The 19,085-nt window shown below is 40.8% G+C and carries 16 protein-coding genes; 11 read left to right on the top strand and 5 right to left on the bottom strand.

All coding sequences use genetic code 11. The annotated features are described in order from the left end of the window. Positions 1 to 32: 32 nt before the first annotated feature. Entirely contained in the window at positions 33 to 881 is an 849-nt protein-coding gene (locus ATS76_RS04515; RefSeq protein ID WP_058551227.1) for an MBL fold metallo-hydrolase, read from the bottom strand. A gap of 57 nt (positions 882 to 938) precedes the next feature. Further along, positions 939 to 3,221 (bottom strand): penicillin acylase family protein, encoded by a 2,283-nt coding sequence (locus tag ATS76_RS04510; protein ID WP_058551226.1) that lies wholly within the window; start codon positions 3,219 to 3,221, stop codon positions 939 to 941. Positions 3,222 to 3,367: 146 nt separating this feature from the next. On the opposite strand from ATS76_RS04510, the gene ycaO reads away from it, so the two are divergent. The 7 genes from ycaO to folX all read left to right on the top strand — a co-directional run bounded on the left by ycaO (position 3,368) and on the right by folX (position 11,961). Then, positions 3,368 to 5,128 carry a 30S ribosomal protein S12 methylthiotransferase accessory factor YcaO gene (gene ycaO / locus ATS76_RS04505; RefSeq protein ID WP_058551225.1) on the top strand — a complete coding sequence of 587 codons (1,761 nt, stop codon included), beginning with the start codon at positions 3,368 to 3,370 and terminating at the stop codon, positions 5,126 to 5,128. A 110-nt stretch (positions 5,129 to 5,238) separates the two neighbouring features. Next, positions 5,239 to 8,595, top strand: coding sequence for an ATP-binding protein (locus ATS76_RS04500; RefSeq protein ID WP_058551224.1), 3,357 nt, complete (start codon positions 5,239 to 5,241; stop codon positions 8,593 to 8,595). Between the two features lie 50 nt (positions 8,596 to 8,645). Further along, positions 8,646 to 9,275 carry a YceH family protein gene (locus ATS76_RS04495; RefSeq protein ID WP_058551223.1) on the top strand — a complete coding sequence of 210 codons (630 nt, stop codon included), beginning with the start codon at positions 8,646 to 8,648 and terminating at the stop codon, positions 9,273 to 9,275. Between the two features lie 68 nt (positions 9,276 to 9,343). Beyond that, a complete protein-coding gene (gene nadE / locus ATS76_RS04490) occupies positions 9,344 to 10,174 on the top strand; it encodes an ammonia-dependent NAD(+) synthetase (RefSeq protein WP_058551222.1) in 831 nt (276 codons plus the stop codon). Between the two features lie 135 nt (positions 10,175 to 10,309). Next, positions 10,310 to 11,029, top strand: a complete 720-nt coding sequence (gene folM / locus ATS76_RS04485) for a dihydromonapterin reductase (protein WP_058551221.1) — start codon at positions 10,310 to 10,312, stop codon at positions 11,027 to 11,029. 17 nt (positions 11,030 to 11,046) lie between these two features. Further along, positions 11,047 to 11,601: a GTP cyclohydrolase I FolE gene (folE, locus tag ATS76_RS04480; RefSeq protein ID WP_010557916.1), complete on the top strand. Its 555-nt coding sequence runs from the start codon at positions 11,047 to 11,049 to the stop codon at positions 11,599 to 11,601. A gap of 3 nt (positions 11,602 to 11,604) precedes the next feature. After that, positions 11,605 to 11,961, top strand: a complete 357-nt coding sequence (gene folX, locus ATS76_RS04475) for a dihydroneopterin triphosphate 2'-epimerase (protein ID WP_008129424.1) — start codon at positions 11,605 to 11,607, stop codon at positions 11,959 to 11,961. Between the two features lie 12 nt (positions 11,962 to 11,973). Here the strand turns inward: folX and ATS76_RS04470 are convergent, their stop codons facing one another. Continuing rightward, a complete protein-coding gene (locus tag ATS76_RS04470; protein ID WP_058551220.1) occupies positions 11,974 to 12,408 on the bottom strand; it encodes a YqaA family protein in 435 nt (144 codons plus the stop codon). A gap of 69 nt (positions 12,409 to 12,477) precedes the next feature. Beyond that, positions 12,478 to 12,843 (bottom strand): DUF4870 domain-containing protein, encoded by a 366-nt coding sequence (locus tag ATS76_RS04465; RefSeq protein WP_058403704.1) that lies wholly within the window; start codon positions 12,841 to 12,843, stop codon positions 12,478 to 12,480. A gap of 182 nt (positions 12,844 to 13,025) precedes the next feature. On the opposite strand from ATS76_RS04465, the gene ATS76_RS04460 reads away from it, so the two are divergent. The 4 genes from ATS76_RS04460 to ATS76_RS04445 all read left to right on the top strand — a co-directional run bounded on the left by ATS76_RS04460 (position 13,026) and on the right by ATS76_RS04445 (position 16,767). Beyond that, positions 13,026 to 13,727: a spondin domain-containing protein gene (locus tag ATS76_RS04460; protein ID WP_006792493.1), complete on the top strand. Its 702-nt coding sequence runs from the start codon at positions 13,026 to 13,028 to the stop codon at positions 13,725 to 13,727. Positions 13,728 to 13,737: 10 nt separating this feature from the next. Beyond that, entirely contained in the window at positions 13,738 to 14,460 is a 723-nt protein-coding gene (locus tag ATS76_RS04455; protein ID WP_058551219.1) for a spondin domain-containing protein, read from the top strand. An 89-nt stretch (positions 14,461 to 14,549) separates the two neighbouring features. After that, positions 14,550 to 15,275, top strand: a complete 726-nt coding sequence (locus tag ATS76_RS04450) for a response regulator transcription factor (protein WP_058551218.1) — start codon at positions 14,550 to 14,552, stop codon at positions 15,273 to 15,275. 10 nt (positions 15,276 to 15,285) lie between these two features. Then, the gene (locus tag ATS76_RS04445) at positions 15,286 to 16,767 is read left to right on the top strand and encodes a sensor histidine kinase (protein WP_058551217.1); all 1,482 of its coding nucleotides are present in this window, start codon (positions 15,286 to 15,288) and stop codon (positions 16,765 to 16,767) included. A gap of 46 nt (positions 16,768 to 16,813) precedes the next feature. Here ATS76_RS04445 and ATS76_RS04440 read toward each other — a convergent pair whose 3' ends face one another. After that, a complete protein-coding gene (locus ATS76_RS04440; RefSeq protein ID WP_058551216.1) occupies positions 16,814 to 18,988 on the bottom strand; it encodes a S9 family peptidase in 2,175 nt (724 codons plus the stop codon). Positions 18,989 to 19,085: the final 97 nt, after the last annotated feature.

Below are 19,085 nucleotides of genomic sequence, written 5' to 3'. Positions count from 1 at the left end.
ACTATATTATGCGTGCTAACTCACTTTACAAGTTACTTTAAGCTACGATAAAACAATGTGGTTACTCGCTCTTTTGGTAGCCAATTTGCGTATTTAAGACCCAGTTCTGAGAGTGGGTCAGCGTCAAGCACTTGCTGTAAACTCGCATCGTTTTGCATTGCCTTAAGCATAACATCTTTGGCCTTTTGCACCAGCTTACGATACGTTATCAGCCCTGAACGGTCACTTACTGGACCATGGCCCGGAATAACTTGAGTATTATCGTCAATTTGGTTAATAACATCGTCAACCGCCGCTAATACTCCATCAACACTGCCGCCGCTATCTACATCAACAAACGGCAAGCTGCCAAAGTTAAAGTAAATATCACCCATGTGCACTATGTTATCGTTACTAAAAAATATAACTGAGTCGCCATCGGTATGGGCATGTTTGTAATGCACAACATGTGCGTGTTCGTTATTAAAATGAAGTTTTAAATCGTGGCCAAAACTAATACGCGGTAAAAATTCAGAGCCCTCACCATGCTTTTCTTTTAAACGCTTATGTACGTTGTCGTGCGCAATGACATGTGCACCCGCTTTAGCAAAGTTTTCGTTACCGCCGGTGTGGTCGCCATGATGATGGGTATTAATTACGAACTCAGCGCTACCAGGTTTTAAATCGCTAATGGTTTTTTTAATGTCGTCTGAGAGCTTGGCAAACTGATCGTCAATAATGTAAATACCGTCATCACCAACACTTGCAGCAATGTTGCCACCTTGACCAAATAATACATAGACGCTTTCACTGAGTTTTTCTGCGGTGACGGGGTTGTCGTCTGCATGAGCCGATGCGCTCACTAGTAAACCTGTTATTAACGCGGGTAGTAATTTTTTCATTTTAGTTCTCCATTGTTAGAGTTATATAGAACGTTATTACTAGCATTTTGGCTCACACTATTTTGGTGAGATAACTATTTGATGCGCTAGCGTTTGTGGTAATAGCGCAGTTTGCTTCCCTTCAATATAGTCGCTAAAACCAGCTCTATAAAACTCTGATAGCGGATGTCCCGACTGCCCACCCGGCACACTTAAAATAGCGTGATCTAAATGCCCAGGTTGAGCAATAAAACGCTGCGATGCACCAAAATCTCGTCCTTGTACTGCGGGCATGTAAGTATCACCAAACCCTGCAGCAGTTGGCATATTAAGTAACTTTGCCAATAGCGGGATTTGTTTTGCAAAAGGATGCTCTATAACCAGCTCGTTTACTTTACCCCACTGCCATTGCTTTATATTAGTGCCAAATTGCTCACTCAATTTATTTACAGCTTTATCAAAAGCACCCACTAATTGTTCATCCCAACTATTAAATTCAAAATTAACCCAAGATGCAGGTTTATTGTTAATAAGTTGCCAAAGCGCAGGCTCTAACCCTAGTTTTATAGGTTTAAGTGTGCCTTTGTGCTCATTAAGAGTGACTTCAATATTGTTAAACACGAGGTTAATAACTTCGTCGCGATAGCGTTTAACTAAGGTATAACCTACCGAAGAAGCACATGCGCATTGCTGCCAGTTTTCAAGCTCTGTTATATACTGCGCATTTTTAACCTTATTGGTGTTTAACTGCTTGAGTAACAGCTCATGCCATGGCATTAAAAAACGGGCTTGGTTATCAAGCTGTAGCGCGTAAAAGTCAGACTCTGCAAATGTGTTTTTTTCAAATAAGCGGTCTCTAATTTGACTTGAACGCGCACCTAATGCATACCCGCCATTACCAAAGCGTGCGTTATCGCTGGCGGATACAACCCGAGAATTCCCCGTCCATAATCGCCCACTGGGCGGATTTTTAACAAATGGGCGATTAATTTCGTTTTGTTCAAAAAGTGCCGAATACTGCGTTTCATTTACACTTAACTCACTCGCAGTTGTTCGTGCCGGAATACCGCCTATATTTTTCCATGCCGCATTGCCTAGGCTATCAACGACCATTAAGTTCTGTACCGGAATACCAATATCACTTGCAAGGGCAAGCGCATCATCCACAGTATCTGCTTGCTCAAGCTTTAATAGCTGCATGTTAACTGCATAAGGTTGATGCGCCGCCCAACTAAGTGCATGAGGCTTTTCGTTAATGTATTTTACTGGACCATATTCGCTCATTATTAGCGAGTAAGGTTCAGAGCTTCCCTCTGGTAATAAAATAGGCTCATCAACAAGCCATGTTTTGCTATCGTTATTAAGCGCTATCCAATCGGCGGTATCTAAATAACCGTTAGTAAACCCCCATGCAATTTTATTATTTGTTCCCACCACTATGGCTGGAGTGCCAGGAAGTGATACACCCGTTATCTGCATTGGCATGTTATTTAACGTATAATTGAGTTGTGCTCGATACCAAATAACCGGTACTGCCATTGATAAGTGCATATCGTCAGACACCATTCCTGCGCCGGTTTTTGTAAGCTCTCCGGTGACTGCCCAATTATTACTGCCAAGCTCTTGAGGGGCTTCAATGTGGGTGGCAACATGAGCCGTTTGCGTAGCAAGAACCGGCAGTTCACCTACAAACGGGGCTAATTTGCTACCATCAAGCGCTGCTTGGTATTGACTAGGTTGCGTTAAAAAATCAACCATATTCTTGCTGTATATTTGCTCTAGCTGAATCAGAGTTTGATCGCGATTAAATGTCATGCTTTGTAAATCTAAGTACATACTAAATATCACTAATAAGCTGTCTTCGCTTTGCCACGGTTTTTGAGTTGCGCCGGTAAGTATATATTCAAAGCTTGCATACCCTACTTGGGCTAAACCTTCGTTTACGCCTTGAGCATAACTTTTTAACAGCTGTTTATCGCGCTCTGGTAAGGTATTTAAAATAGCGAGGCTACGTTTTCGTAGTTGATGAAAACGCATTTTTTTATCAAGCTCAACAGCGGCTTTACCAAATAATTCACTTAGCTCTCCTGCAGCATTACGCCTAAGTAGGTCCATTTGAAAAAATCGGTCCTGTCCGTGCGCATACCCTAAGCCATAAGCGGCATCGTTGCGGTTTTTAGCGTTGATAACAGCTTGGCCCAATGTATCACGGGAAATTTTAACGGGTTCATTTACTGCCATACTGCGCCCGTTGCCATCAAGTGCAGGTAAACTTAAGCTAAGTACCCCATACACCACAGCGGTGCCACCCAGCCCTAAAATTACAATTAATAACAACAAGCGTTTGATTAATTTATACATTGAGTTGCCCTTCACCCTTTGCGTTGCTTATATAATAACCACAGATTTATTAAATAATCATGATCTTGCTCGCAAAGGATGAAATAAACATCAAAATCCACGATAATGTCACTTCCACACATCGTGCAGAACTAGTTGAGATCAATATGACTGAAAAAACGTTTATCAAAGGTAAAGACCGCGATTTAGAATCGTCAATCTCTACCATGCAAAACAAGCTTAAAGCCCTAAACATTAATGTTGAAGAGGCGCTTTGGCTTAACCCTGTAGCTAACTGTTATTCGGTTCATATAAAAGATAGCGACTGCGGTGTTATGTTTACTAATGGTAAAGGTGCAACTGATAAAGCATCTATTGCTTCTGCACTTGGTGAATATTTTGAGCGTTTAAGCTGTAACTACTTTTTTGCTGACTTTTACTTAGGTGAAGAATTTGCCAACGGCGAGTTTACTCATTACCCAAACGAAAAATGGTTTAAAGTTGAAGGTGAAGAAGTGCCTGAGGGCATAATGGATGAAAGCCTGTGGGATTACTTTGACCCAGAGCGCGAACTTAATGCATCACACCTTTTTGATTTTAACTCAGGTAATAACGAGCGCGGCATTTGCACATTGCCATACACGCGCCAACGCGATAACCAAGACGTGTACATTCCGGTAAACGTGATTGGTAATATTTTTGTATCTAACGGTATGAGCGCAGGTAACACCAAGTTTGAAGCGCGAGTTCAGGGCTTGTCTGAAGTATTTGAACGCGCTATTAAAAACCGTATTATTGCTGAAGGCATTTGTTTACCAATCGTGCCTGAAGAGGTTGTTAAGCAGTACCCACAAATTCACGAAGCGTGTGAAGAACTGCGTAGCCATGGTTTTCATTTACGTATCGCCGATGCATCACTAGGCGGTAAATACCCAGTAATGAGCGTAACGCTGATTAACCCAACAGATGGCTCTGTATTTGCCTCGTTTGGTGCTCACCCTTCATTTGAAGTAGCTCTTGAACGTACCGTTACTGAATTACTACAAGGTCGTCGCCTTGATCAGCTTGATGTGTTCCAACCAGCCACGTTTGATAACGACGAAGTAGCAACGCCTGAAAACATTGAACTGCACTTTATTGATTCTAGCGGTTTAATATCGCATGACTTTTTCCGTGCAACTCCTGATTTTGACTTTGTTCATTGGGACTTTAGCGGCACAACAGAGCAAGAATACAACTTCTGTACTGACTTAATCCACAGCATGAACCACGACATTTACATTATGGATTACACGCACTTAAACGTGTATGCATGTCGTATTTTAGTACCGGGCATGTCAGACATTTACCCAGTAGATGAGCTTATTTGGCGTAACAACAACGAAGGCGCTAAATTCCGTGAAGCATTCCTATCGCTTGATCAGTACGATGCTGAGCAATGGATGGACATTTACGACAGCCTAGAAGAAGCCGGCCACAGCGATATTATTCGCGCAGCAGAGTTTATTGGCCTTGCAACCGATGCCGATACACCTTGGCATACACTACGTATTGGTGAGCTTAAAGCGCACCTATGTTTAGCCGCAGGCAGCGAAGAAGCAATTGATTGGGTTGATTGGATACTGCATACAGGCCAAGTAAACGAAGAGGCAATGCGCCATTTCCGCTGCTTAAAAGCCATTCTTGAAATTAAATACGATGACGAACGTGAATACGCCGACTACCAAGATGCACTGGGCTTAATGTTTGGCACCGACAACGTAACGCTTGCGATTGAAATTGCCGAAGGCCGTGCATTATTTAACGGTTTAACCTTCCCTGGTTTGTCGCTTAACGGCTTTAAAAAGCATGCAGCACTCCTAGATGGCTACCGTAAGTTACATATAGCTAAACAAAACCATTGGGCACGTGATGTTAGCGATTCTTGATATTTAGATCGTTAATTATAAAAATAAAATGGCGCTTATGTATAAGCGTCATTTTAATTTGTACAATAAATAGCTATAGTTGAGTAGCCTAACCCAAGCCAATGTAGCTAATGCCGCCAACTAATAATAAAAAAACGAATATTCATAACTACAAACGAACCTTCTGGTTATCGATGACACTACTACTGCTTATTAGTGTTGTACTAGAGCGCATTAATTACAACCGCGTAAAAGACGCTCATCGCCTACAAATACTCTTTGAAGTAAGCACCTACAGAGCACAACTAGAAGCCATTTTAATTTCAAACATTCAATTAGTCCGTGGTTTAGGCGTTGCGGTTTCTGCAGAGCCTAACTTAAATCAAGAACGCTTTGCACAAATTGCAGCCCCTCTTTTTAATACATCAAAAGAACTTCGAAATATTGGCGGTGCACCCAATATGATTATAAAAATGACCTACCCTATTAAAGGCAACGAAGGTGCGCTTGGCCTTAACTTACTGACCAATAAAAACCAACGCGCTGATGCAATAAAAGCACGCGATACCAATACAATTATAATGGCAGGCCCATTAACACTTGTGCAAGGTGGAAAAGCACTCATAGCGCGCGTACCTGTATATACCCCGCCAGAGAATACGTTTTGGGGATTACTGTCGGTTGTTTTAGATATCAATAAAATTTATAAAAACGCCGGTATTTTAGATCTAGAAGAAAATTATAACGTTGCACTTCAAGGCCGAAATGGGCTGGGTGATAAAGGCGAGTTTTTTTATGGTGACGCCACAATACTGAATCAAAACCCTCTGGCATTTTCGCTAAACTTTCAAGGCGGTAACTGGCAGTTATATGTTGCACCAAAGCAGGGCTGGAGCCCACCCAGCTCAGCAATTTGGCCATTACGTTTAGCAATAATTATTATTTGTGCCTTACTAGCGTGGGCATTTTTGTTTTTTTTACAAATGCTTGACCGCCAGCAAAAAAACGAAAGAATGCTAGAAACCATGAGCGATTTGGCGCAAATAGGTGCGTGGTCGTTTAATTTAGAAACTAAGCAAGTTTATTGGTCAGATATGACTAAAAAACTGTTTAAATACCCACTCAATACCCAGCCACAATGGCCTGAAGATTTAAGCTATTTTAAAGAAGGCGAAAGCAGAGAAATAATCAAACCTCTACTCGAACGTGCTATAAAGTATGGCCACAGTTACGAAGTTGAAATAGAGGTAATAAACGGTGAAGGGGAAGCCGTATGGGTACTGGTTAACGCAGAAGCTGAACATAAAAATGGTCGATGTGTGCGTATTTTTGGTTCGCTACAAAATATTGATACCCGTAAAAAAATTGAATTAGAAAACAGCTTTACAGCACTGCACAATGAAACGTTAGCCTCATTAACAGTTAATAAGCTCATTTTAAACGGTAAACTTAGCCAATCAAAAGACATACTCACTGAGGCTATTTGCCATGCTTTAAAAATTGAGCGTGCCAGCATTCGTTTTTATAACGAAGACCAAACACAGTTAATACCGTTTGCACTTCATAGCGAATTAACACAGGCCGAGAGCGTTGAACTTACTTGGCTTAGAAAACACCTTCCTAACTTTTTTAATATGCTTGATAACCAAGCTGTATTTAATATTCCCGACGTTATTCATAATTCAGCGCTATCTCCTTTATCGCCATATTACTTATTGCCATTGGGAATAAAATCGATGTTATGCGTAACAATCCCTGCCGGCAACGGGGTATTAGGAATAATATGTGCTGAGCAATGCAAAACCACACGCTTGTGGACAAAAAACGAAGAAAGTTTTTTAATCACAGTGGCTACGCTTATAGGCAGTTTACATTCAAGCCAGCAACGCATAGAAGCAGAACAGGAGTTAGTAGAAGCTAAGGAATTAGCCGAACAAGCGGTGGCAGCAAAAAGTGAATTTTTAGCAACTATGAGCCACGAAATTCGCACTCCTATGAATGGGGTGCTAGGCATGCTAAATATAATTAAGCAAACAAAGTTAGATCAACAACAAGCACATCATATAGAGCTTGCGCAATCATCTGCCGAATCATTGCTTAATATTATTAATGACATATTAGACTTTTCAAAAATGGAAGCGGGTAAACTTAATATTGATAGTATTCAGTTTAATCTCCCAAAATTATTAGGTGAAGTGGTTGAATCGTTTGCACTAAAAGTAGAGCAAAACAATACAAAACTTATTTTAGACGCAACCCAAATTACAGTAAGTGAAATAATTAGTGATCCGAATAGGCTTAGGCAAATTCTTAATAACCTGATTGGCAATGCTGTTAAATTTACTAAAAACGGTGACGTTATTATTATAGCTAGAGTGGACGACTCCACCGATGGATCCTTTTTAGAGTGCTCAGTAATTGATACTGGTATTGGTATTAATAAAAACCAGCAAACATCATTATTTAATTCATTTACACAGGCCGACACGTCAACTACGCGCCAATTTGGCGGTACAGGCCTTGGGCTAACTATAGTAAAACAGCTATGTGAATTAATGGGTGGCGGCGTCAGTGTTAACAGTGTTGAAGGCGAAGGCAGTACGTTTACGTTCAGTGTAAAAATACAGCCTAGATTAAGTAAAGAGCAAGATTTACCTAGCCATCTAATAAACAACAAACGTATTTTAATTATTGATGAATGCCACTTAAATACCAGTATAGCCACTAAACAGCTGATGATTTGGGGGGCCCATGTGGAGTTTATTAATGACTATAATGAGGTGCTGATACACTTAGAAGAGACGACTCATTCATACGATGCAATTTTAGTTGATTATCACTTTTTTTCTGTTGCTGCAAAAACGCAAACAACCGCCTTACAAAACTTTATTAAAAAGTTTAAATGTAAATCAGTAATTATGGCCCCAATGAGTTATTCACAAAAAGAATCAACGCTTAAAATGAATGTCGACTGCATGATTTTTAAACCTCTTACGCCATCAGATCTGTTTGATTCACTAACTAATGAAAAATTTTTAGAGCAGCAATTAAATCAGGCGCAACTCACTAATACACTTACAAAAGCACCTATTAAAGATTCATCAGAGCCCGTTTTATTATTAGTAGAAGACAATAAGATAAATCAAGTTGTGGCCTCTGCATTGTTAAAAGAGGCTGGGGTGATCTTTGATATTGCTGAAAATGGTGAGCAAGCAATTAGCAAACTAAACGCCAAACAAAATAACCCGTATAAACTTATTTTAATGGATTGCCAAATGCCAATAATGGATGGTTACCAAGCCACGCAAGCAATTAGGCAAGGCGAAGCAGGTGAAATATATAATCGCGTTTCAATTATTGCTTTAACGGCTAATGCCATGCAAGGCGATAGAGAAAAATGTATTGCTGCGGGCATGGACGATTACTTAACTAAGCCGCTTGATATGGCCGCCTTAAAACCCAAGTTGCAGCACTGGCTTGGCAGTTAATTAGGCTTACCACTAATTAGCATTAACAATTAATATTTTTAAGGGTACTTATGCAGTTATCACCACACCAACAACGTGTTATTGGTTGCCTTCTGGAAAAACAAAGCACTACACCAGAGCATTACCCTTTATCACTCAATGGGCTAACCAATGCATGTAATCAAAAATCGAATCGCGATCCTGTTCTTAATTTAACAGAAAGTGATGTTCAAAATGCGCTAGATGAACTTAGTGATATACGCCTAGTTACTGTTGATGAAGCGCTTTCAGGGCGGGTAAATAAGTACGACCACCGCTTTTGCAATACCGAATTTAGTAGCTTACAGTTTTCAGCACAACAACGTGCCATTATTTGCCTATTGCTGTTACGCGGCGCCCAAACACCCGGCGAATTAAGAACTCGCAGCGCTCGCCTCGCTGATTTTAATAATGTAGATGAGGTTGAAAACGCCCTAAATAAACTAATTGAAGACGAGCAAGTCGCCAAACTACCGCGCGAAGCAGGTAAACGTGAAAGCCGATATATTCATTTATTTGGTGAGCAACAAATTACACCTGATAGCGATACCATTAATTTACCCAGCGAAGCGATTAAAGATAAAGAGCTAAACGATTTATTACGCGAAGTAGAAGAGCTAAAAGCAGAACTTAACCAGATAAAAGCACATTTAGGGCTTTAAATAAGTAAAACTAAATCACATAATAAGTTTATTGCGTATCACATTTAAAATATTACAAGGAGCCGGCAATGCGCGCCGAAATAATGGCTGAAATGAAAGTTCAGCCAACCATTGATGTAAACGCTGAGATATCTCGTCGAGTTAACTTTATAAAAGCACGTTTAGTTGCGGCTCACTCACGGTCGCTTGTGCTTGGTATTAGTGGCGGGGTTGATTCTTCAACTTGCGGCCGTTTATGCCAGTTAGCTGTTAACGAATTAAACGAAGAACACAGCACTAATAAATACCAATTTATTGCTGTGCGCTTACCTTACGGTGTTCAAGTTGATGAAGACGAAGCGCAAATGGCGGTTGATTTTATTCAGCCAAGTATGCGCATGACCGTTAACATTCAGCCTGCTGCCGATGCATTGCATGAGCAAGTGTTAATGGCAATGACTAGCAGCGGTGACGCATTACCAGAACAAGCACAAATAGATTTTATTAAAGGTAACGTTAAAGCGCGCCAACGCATGGTTTCCCAATACGAAATTGCCGGTTTTAGTCAAGGTTTAGTGGTTGGCACCGACCATAGCGCTGAAAATATTACAGGCTTTTACACTAAATTTGGCGATGGTGCATGTGATTTGGCGCCTCTTTTTGGCTTATCTAAGCGCCAAGTTCGCGCACTAGCGACTGCTTTAGGCGCGCCAGCATTGCTTGTTGAAAAAGCCCCTACAGCCGATTTAGAAAGCGACCGACCAGGCCTCACCGACGAAGAAGCACTTGGTTTAAGTTACAACCAAATTGATGATTTTTTAGAGGGCAAACCTGTCTCTGAAGAGGTGGAGCAAAAGTTAATCGGTATATATCTGCGCACGCAACATAAACGCCAGCCAATACCAACAATTTACGATTGATATAAGTGATATAAAAAGCAATTAACAGCATCTAGTTTAATTGCTTTTTTGATCGCCCCACTCGAATATTACGTACACATTGCACTTAACGTACTAATATTTATTAAAAACTTGCCAAAGAGAACACTGCATTATATGACATCGCCTATTTTAATTACTGGCGCAGGCCAACGAATCGGCCTAGCCCTTGCTCAGCACTACCTTACCCAAGGGCAAAAAGTGATTATTACTTACCGTACTCGCCATGATGCTGTAGAAAAACTAGCGCAGCAAGGGGTGACCTGTATTCATGCCGATTTTAGTACTGATGCGGGAATTAATGAGTTTATTAATACATTGAAAGCCCATACCCAATCTTTAAAGGCTGTTATACACAACGCATCTAGCTGGGACTGTGAAGCAAATAACCCAGACCACGCCAAGCTTTTTGATAACATGATGCGCATACATGCCAAAGCACCTTACTTAATTAATATGCAGTGCGCTGACTTACTTTTAGCGTACCAGCACGCTAGTGGCACCGCAGCAGATATTGTGCACCTTACTGACTATGTGGTTGAAACAGGAAGCCCTAAGCATTTGGCATACGCGGCAAGCAAGGGCGCACTTGATAATCTAACAAAATCGTTTAGTGCTAAATATGCACCTAATATAAAAGTAAATGCGGTTGCGCCTTCGCTTATTATTTTTAACGAGCACGACGACGAACAATACCGCGCTAAAACACTCAAAAAATCATTGATGGGCATCGAACCTGGGTGCCAAGAAATTGTTAACAGCATTGATTTACTCTTACAAAGCCAGTACATAACAGGGCGCTCTATTCCTGTTGATGGCGGACGTCATTTAAAGTAAAAAACACTGAGACACCTATGCATAACGAATTAAAAGACAGCTACCAAAAAATTATAACCGCCGTAGGCGAAGACGCTGAACGTGAAGGTCTATTAGACACACCAAAACGTGCGGCAAAAGCAATGGAATACCTAACACAAGGTTATCGCCAAACGCTTGATGAAATTACTAATAATGCAGTATTTACCTCTGATGCCGACGACATGGTATTAGTACAAGACATAGAACTTTACTCTATGTGTGAGCACCACTTACTGCCATTTATTGGCCGCTGCCATATTGCTTATATTCCAAATGGCAAAGTGCTGGGGTTATCTAAATTTGCGCGTATTGTTGATATGTTTTCGCGTCGCTTTCAAATACAAGAACAGTTAACACATCAAATTGCCAAAGCCGTTGAAGAAGTAACCGGCGCAAAAGGCGTAGGTGTTATTGTTGAAGCAAAGCACATGTGTATGATGATGCGTGGTGTAGAAAAGCAAAACTCAAGCATGCGTACATCGGTAATGCTGGGTAACTTTAGAAGCGACCCTAAAACACGCAACGAATTTTTGCAGCTTATTAAAGGGTAATCTATGGCCAACGCAATTATTAATGTTACTAACTTACGCTTGCGTACATTTATTGGTTTTAATCCTGAAGAGCGTGAAAAAAAGCAAGACGTAGTCATTAATTTAGAGATTCACTACCCTGCTGATAACGCATGTAAAACCGATGAAGTAGACCAAGCACTTAACTATAAAGTGATCACCAAAGAGGTAATTAGTTTAGTTGAGCAAGGGCACTTTTTATTACTAGAAAAGCTCGTAGCTGAAATTCTTGCGGTTTGTCATTCTCATCCAAGTGTAAATTACGCTAAAGCCCGTGTAGATAAACCGCATGCGCTTCGCTTTGCTGACTCTGTATCATTAACACTTGATTGGACAAAGTAGCCTGCGTATAGCTTAAATAAGAGCTTCTATCCCCACGGCAAGGGCAATAACCGCTAAGTAGCGTGCGCCTTTGCCAAGTGTTACTAAAACCAAAAACACGCTAAACCTTACTTTAAAAATACCACCAATGACTGTTAGTGGATCGCCAACAATAGGCAGCCATGCAAACAATAAGCTGTACACGCCATATTTATTAAACTGATTTTGCGCCTTTTCAAGCCCTTGCTCTGATACCGGAAACCACTTTTTATGTTTAAAACGTAAAACTTGCGTGCCTAACCAATAGTTAACACAGCTTCCCAATACATTACCTAGTGTTGCTACCAACCATAAAAGCCAAAGGTTAACTTGGCTTTGTGTGATCATTCCCACCATGATCACCTCTGAAGAACTCGGCAATAGCGTAGCTGAAATAAATGCGCTTAAAAACAGCGTTAGATAAAGCATAATAACCTTGCGGGAAAAGGTAAAACCCCAGCCTAAGGCTAGGGTCGGTTTATACAAATAATTGAGCGCTTATTTTATCAAATTTAAACTCAGTGGATAATTAAACTCTTTACCTTCATTGGCTTTAATACTCGCTAAAACCACCATCACAAAAGCAAATATAGCCACAATAGGAAGTAAAATTACACCAATCACAACAAACATCAACACAAAACAAATAATATAGGCAATGGCCATAGTTATCTGAAAATTAAGCGCTTTTTTACCGTGCTCATTGACCATTTGCATTTCATCTTTTTTAATTAACCAAATAATTAATGGCCCTATTATTGAACCAAACGGCACAATAAAACCAGCAAATGCGCTTAAATGGCACAACATTGCCCATGTACGTTCATCTTTATTTACTACTTTAACCTGTTGATTTTCTTCCATAACACAATCCTTTAATTTTTATAATGCGGTTTAATTATACACAGGTATATAAATTTTCTGGCGTATTTATTTACAAAAATCACAGCCTAAATGTCTGTGATAAAAAAGTGATAAGTTTGTGAGAGTTTCTGGAGACGATTATTCAATACTTATCTCGAATCATCACTTACAGGAAATAAAAAATGAAAGCTTCAACATTTACACTTGCAACTCTTTTAGCGGTAGCTAGCCAGTCAACCATGGCTGCAGAGTTAGACTTAACAATAACCAACCTAACCCAAGGCATTCACTTCACTCCGCTACTAGTTACAGCACATAACAGTGAAGATAAGCTTTTTGAAGTTGCAACTGAAGCTTCTACCGCATTACAAACAATGGCTGAAGGTGGCAACATTGCTGAGCTAATGGCACAAGCCACTGCAGCAGGTAGCGATATGGCTGCAAACCCAGCAGAAGGTTTATTAGCGCCATCGTCATCAACCATGACCACATTAATGACGACTGACGGTAACGATTACTTATCGGTGACCGCTATGTTACTGCCTACAAACGATGGCTTTGTTGGCCTTGATAGCTGGAAAATACCAACCGAAGCAGGTACCTACACGGTCTATTTAAATGCATACGATGCGGGCACGGAGCAAAATAATGAGCTAGTGGTTGAAGGTTCTGGTGCACCGGGTACGCCAGGTATTCCTGCAGCACCAGGTGGTGATGCGGGTACAGGTGGCGCAGGCTTAACAAGTACCGATAGCAACATTAACGTGCATATTCACCCTGGCACACTAGGTGACGACGATTTAACCGCTGGTAATAGCGATTTAAGTAATACGGTTCACAGGTGGTTAAACCCTGTAGCTAAGCTAACCGTTACGGTTAAGTAGGAGCGTAATCATGGTATCTTTAAATAACTTTAAAAAAAGCATCGTGGTTGTTGCACTAGCAGCTTCACTTGCAGCCTGTGGCGACAACGACAGTAACGATCCTGTTCAGGTTGTCACACCGCCAACGCCTGAGCCTGTAAGCTATACATTTGATGTAACCGTAAGCAACTTAACTGCAGGGCAGCCACTATCGCCTATTGCTGTTATTGCACATACAGAAGGCACACTTTGGCAAATAGGTAGTGCGGCATCGGTTGCATTAGAAACCATGGCTGAAGGAGGCGACAACAGCCAACTGCTAGCATTAGAAAACGCCATTGCCAACGCATCAAGCGAAGGCCCTGTTGGACCTGGTGCTAATACCACGATCACATTAACCACAGACTCACTTGAAGCACTTAAGCTGTCGCTTGCCACTATGATGGTGAATACGAATGATGGATTTACCGGTCTTAGTGCTTTAGACGTATCTTCATTAGCCGTGGGCGACTCTTTAACTCGCACCACCGTTGCTTATGATGCAGGTACTGAAGCAAATACAGAAGCAGCTGGTACGATACCCGGTCCTGCTGATGGCGGAGAAGGTTTTAATGAAGCCCGTGATGATGTTAATTTTGTAGCAAGACACCCAGGTGTCGTTACAAATGAAGATGGTTTATCTAGTTCAGTGCTTAGCCCTGAGCATAAATTTGATAACCCATTAGCAAAAGTGGTTATTACCCGCACTCAGTAATTCGTTTATCAATGTCAACCTCGATATACCAGCTTGTAATGGGGAAGTAGGGGCGCACGGAAGCCCCCTTTTTTTTACGAGGATAAACAATGCGTCATGAAAAATTACTTGTAGTCGAAGACGACAGAGAAATTGGTAAATTAATTACCACACAGCTTACATCGCTAAATTTGCATGTGGATCATGTTGTTAGTGCTGAACTGGCTTTAAAGAAAATAGCTAAGCACCCCTACGGGCTTATTTTACTGGATATAAACCTTCCGCAAATGGATGGGTTGAGTTTATGTCGTAAAATAAAAGAGCACTATCCAACAACCTCCGTTATTTTACTCACCGCACTAAGTAGCGACATGGACAGAGTTATTGGCCTAGAAATGGGCGCAGACGACTATATTTGTAAACCCTTTTTTGCACGTGAACTTCAAGCCAGAGTAAAAACCCAACTGCGACACAGAGCACAATTACTCGCCAGCCAAAATACTGATAAACCCTCTGTTGTTAGTGAACAAACCCTTAAAGTTGGCTCATTAAACATTGAGTTTGACTCTCATCAAGTGTATTTAGCCGAACAATCAATTAATCTTACCGCCACCGAATTTGACCTGCTGGTGTATTTTGCACGCCACCCTAACCATGTATTTAGTCGCCAGCAACTGCTCGATAAAGTATGGGGGTACCAACACAGCGGTTACGAACATACTGTTAATTCACATATTAATCGCTTGCGCGCAAAGCTTGAATTGCACCAATCGACACCTATTATAGAAACCGTTTGGGGTGTGGGATACAAACTCAATCCAAACCAACTTAATTAAGACTTTTATTATGAAGCTCTCTTTGTACCAAAAATTAGCAGTGTCGTTAGCCGTTATTTTTTGTTTTATTTGCGCGCTGGTTTATAGCTGGAGTAAACAACTAGAACTCACCTCTAAACACCATGGAGAACAAAATTTACATTTAGCGCTAGCTGAGCATTTAGTACAAGATAATCCATTGATAAAAGAGGGTGTATACGATTACGGAGCCCTTGAAAACCTATTTCATACTTTAATGTTACTCGGCCCCGCCTTTGAATTTTACTTTGTAGACGAAAACGGAAAAATATTAACTTACTCTGCAGAGCCCGGAAAAGTGAAGCGTACACATATTAATTTAACGCCTTTAAAGCACCTTATAGCCAACCCAAGTGCTACACCGGTTTATGGCGACAACCCAAGAAACCCTGATCAACAAAAAATATTTTCTGTGGCGCCTGTTTTTAATAACAACGCATTGCAAGGGTATTTATACGTAATTATTGGTGGTGAGGCATACGACACCTCACTCAATAATATAAAAAGTAACGACTCGTTATTAGTGGCTGCCATATGGCTTGGCTCAGCACTCGTTTTTTTATTTATTGCGATGCTTATTTTACTGCGATTTTTTACAAATCCTATTCAACGTCTTGCAAAAGATGTGAGCAATATAGAGGCTGCTAATTATAGCCTAACCGATACAAAGCTGAGTATCTATTCAACTCAAAAAAGTAATGAAGTCCACAGCTTAAGTCGAACTATTCAAGCAATGCTTACACGTATAGACGAGCAATTTAAAGCACTAGAACAAGGCGATAAACAACGCAAAGAGCTACTTACCCACTTATCTCACGACTTACGTACGCCACTGGCTTCGTTACAAGGTTTTTTAGAGGTGTTAAATCAGTCAGGTGACAAATTAAGTGCGCAAGAGCAGCAAGATTACTTGCAAGTATCATTGAATAACTGTGGCCAACTCAAGCAACTAATAGAGCAAATTTTTGAACTCGCACACCTAGAAAATGGCCAAATAAATATTAATAAAGAAACATTTAACCTAGGAGAGCTCATTTACGATTGTATTGCTAAGTTTAGTTTGGCCGTAGAGAAAAAAGGCATTAATTTATCGGTTGAGCCAGAAATTTGTGACTTTCCCGTCATTGCCGACATAGCCAAGCTTGAGCGTGTTTTAAGTAACTTAATCGATAACGCCATTAGGCATACCCCGCGTGATGGTAGTATTGCTATACGTGTAAAACGCGGTGATGACAATCAATTATTTGTGCAGGTTTCGGACACCGGCGTGGGTATTAAACACGATGAGTTACAAGCTATCTTTGATCCCCACTACCAAGCTAGTAATTCTAATAAAGCGGGCCGCCAACAAGGTGGGTTAGGCCTTGCTATTTGCCGCGGGCTATTAAAGCTCATGGACAGTGAAATAAACGTTCAAAGTGAAATAGGTAAAGGCACTATGTTTAGCTTTAACTTGCCACAAAAAAAGGCGTAACTTAACGTTACGCCTTGGCTCATTACTTAGTTGAATTTGGGTGTGGCTATTTTTTTATACCGGCTAAATCAAGCATAAATGCATAATTTAACGCAGCATCTTCTAAGCGTTTAAAACGGCCAGAAGCACCGCCATGTCCGGCTTCCATGTCTATTTTAAATAGTAGCTTATTATCATCTGTTTTGTAGTCACGCAACTTCGCAACCCATTTTGCTGGCTCAAAATATTGAACCTGTGAATCGTGTAAGCCTGTAGTTACTAACATATTAGGGTAGTCTTGCTTACTGACTTGATCGTACGGTGAATAAGACAACATATAATCGTAGTATTCTTTCTCGTTAGGGTTACCCCACTCGCCATACTCGTTCGTTGTAAGCGGAATAGTTTCATCCAGCATAGTGGTCACCACATCAACAAACGCAACCTGTGCAACCATGCCTTTATAAAGCTCAGGCGCTTGGTTAGCCACTGCCCCCATTAAGAGTCCACCCGCACTACCGCCTTGTGCAAATATGCTGTCTTTTGCACCATATTTTTGCTCAACTAATGACTTAGTTACATCTACAAAGTCGTTAAACGTGTTCTTTTTGGTAAGTAGCTTACCCGCTTCGTACCAAGGACGACCTAACATTTGCGAGCCTCGTACGTGAGCAATTGCAAATACAAAGCCACGGTCAAGCAACGTTAGTCGTGCAGAAGAAAAGCTCGGATCCATTGTTGCACCATACGAACCATAGCCGTATTGCAATAATGGGTTAGTACCATCTTTTTTAAATAGCTCTTTTCGATACACCAAACTCACCGGTACTTTTACGCCATCGCGTGCTGTAACAAAAATACGCTCAGACGCGTAGTTATCTGCGTTAAAGTCACCTAATACCGTTTGTTGCTTCAATAATGTTTTTGCGCCAGTGGCCAAATTAACATCATAAGATGAGCCCGGTGTCGTCATACTGGTGTAATACACACGCAGCGTATCGCTGTTCAATTCGTTATTACCGTACGCATTAATGGTGTACGCACTGTCGTTAAAGCTTAGTGGTAACTCTTTGCCTGATGTTAAATTACGCGCAATCAGTGTTGATTGACCCATTTCACGTTGTTGATATACCAAGTAGTCATCAAATAACTCAACGTCTTCGAGTTTAATATCCTCGCGAGCAGGGATCACACTTTGCCAATTTGCTTTATCACCGGCTTTATCAATATCAACTTTCATAAGCTGAAAGTTAACCGCATTTAAATTAGTCACAATGTAATAAGTATTGCCTAATTTTGAAATGCTGTATTCTAGGTTGGCTTCACGCTCAATTAAACGCTTAGGCTTAGCGTCTACATCATTTGCACTCAGCACTGACAAACCCGATGCATCGGTACTGCTATGCCAAATATAAATTTCTGAGCCGTCTTTGCTCTTGCTCATACCGGTGTAATAGCTTGTGTCTGTTTCTTCGTAAACAAGCTCATCATCGCTTTGTGGTGTACCAAGCGTATGGCGATAAACTTGGTAACCGAGTAAGGTTTGCGCATCTTTTTTGATGTAATACACCGTTTTATTGTCGTTCGCCCACACAACATAACCACTGGTGCCTTCGAGCGTGTCTTCTAATAATTTACCAGTGCTTAAATCTTTAATTTTTATGTTGTAAACACGACGACTCACCGTATCTTCACCATATGCCATTAAGTTGTCATTTGGGCTTACATTTAGGCCGCTAACCGCAAAATAGTCATGGCCTTTAGCTAGTTCATTTACGTCTAAAATAACTTCCTGATCGGTGCCTGCAAAATCACTACTGCGTAAGTAAGTGGCATACTCATTATCGCCGCGAGTTTGCGACGAGTAATAGTACTCTCCGTCCTTTACTGGAACTGAGTCATCATCTTTTTGAATTCGCCCTTTAAGCTCTTCAAATAAACTACTTTGCAGTGCTTTAGTATGCGCGAGCATAGCCTCAGAGTAGGCATTTTCTGCTTCTAAGTAGCTAATGATTTCAGGTGCTTTTCGTTCGTCATCTCTAAGCCAGTAGTAATTATCTATACGTGTATCACCATGAATGGTCATTTCATGGGGTACTTTTTTAGCAATGGGTGCAACCGCGGTTACTACTTGAGCTGACTCAACTTGAACCGTGTTTTTATGAGTTTCTTCGGGGGCTTTATTACAACCACTTAGAATAGCAAGCGAGAGTGCAGCAAGTGCAAAGGGAGTACGTGTCATCAGGCAAAATCCTTATTATTTTTGTTTGTTACTTAAATATACCTAAAATTAGTACCTTATGTGATTTAGTTTGTGAAGCTATGTAAAAAGGGAGCCG

Origin of the sequence: Pseudoalteromonas sp. 10-33, assembly GCF_001469195.1 — a bacterium.
In the GTDB taxonomy this organism is placed as follows: Bacteria; Pseudomonadota; Gammaproteobacteria; order Enterobacterales; family Alteromonadaceae; genus Pseudoalteromonas.
The sequence above is the reverse complement of the archived record's forward strand: the minus strand, read 5'-3'. Positions and strand labels throughout refer to the sequence as shown.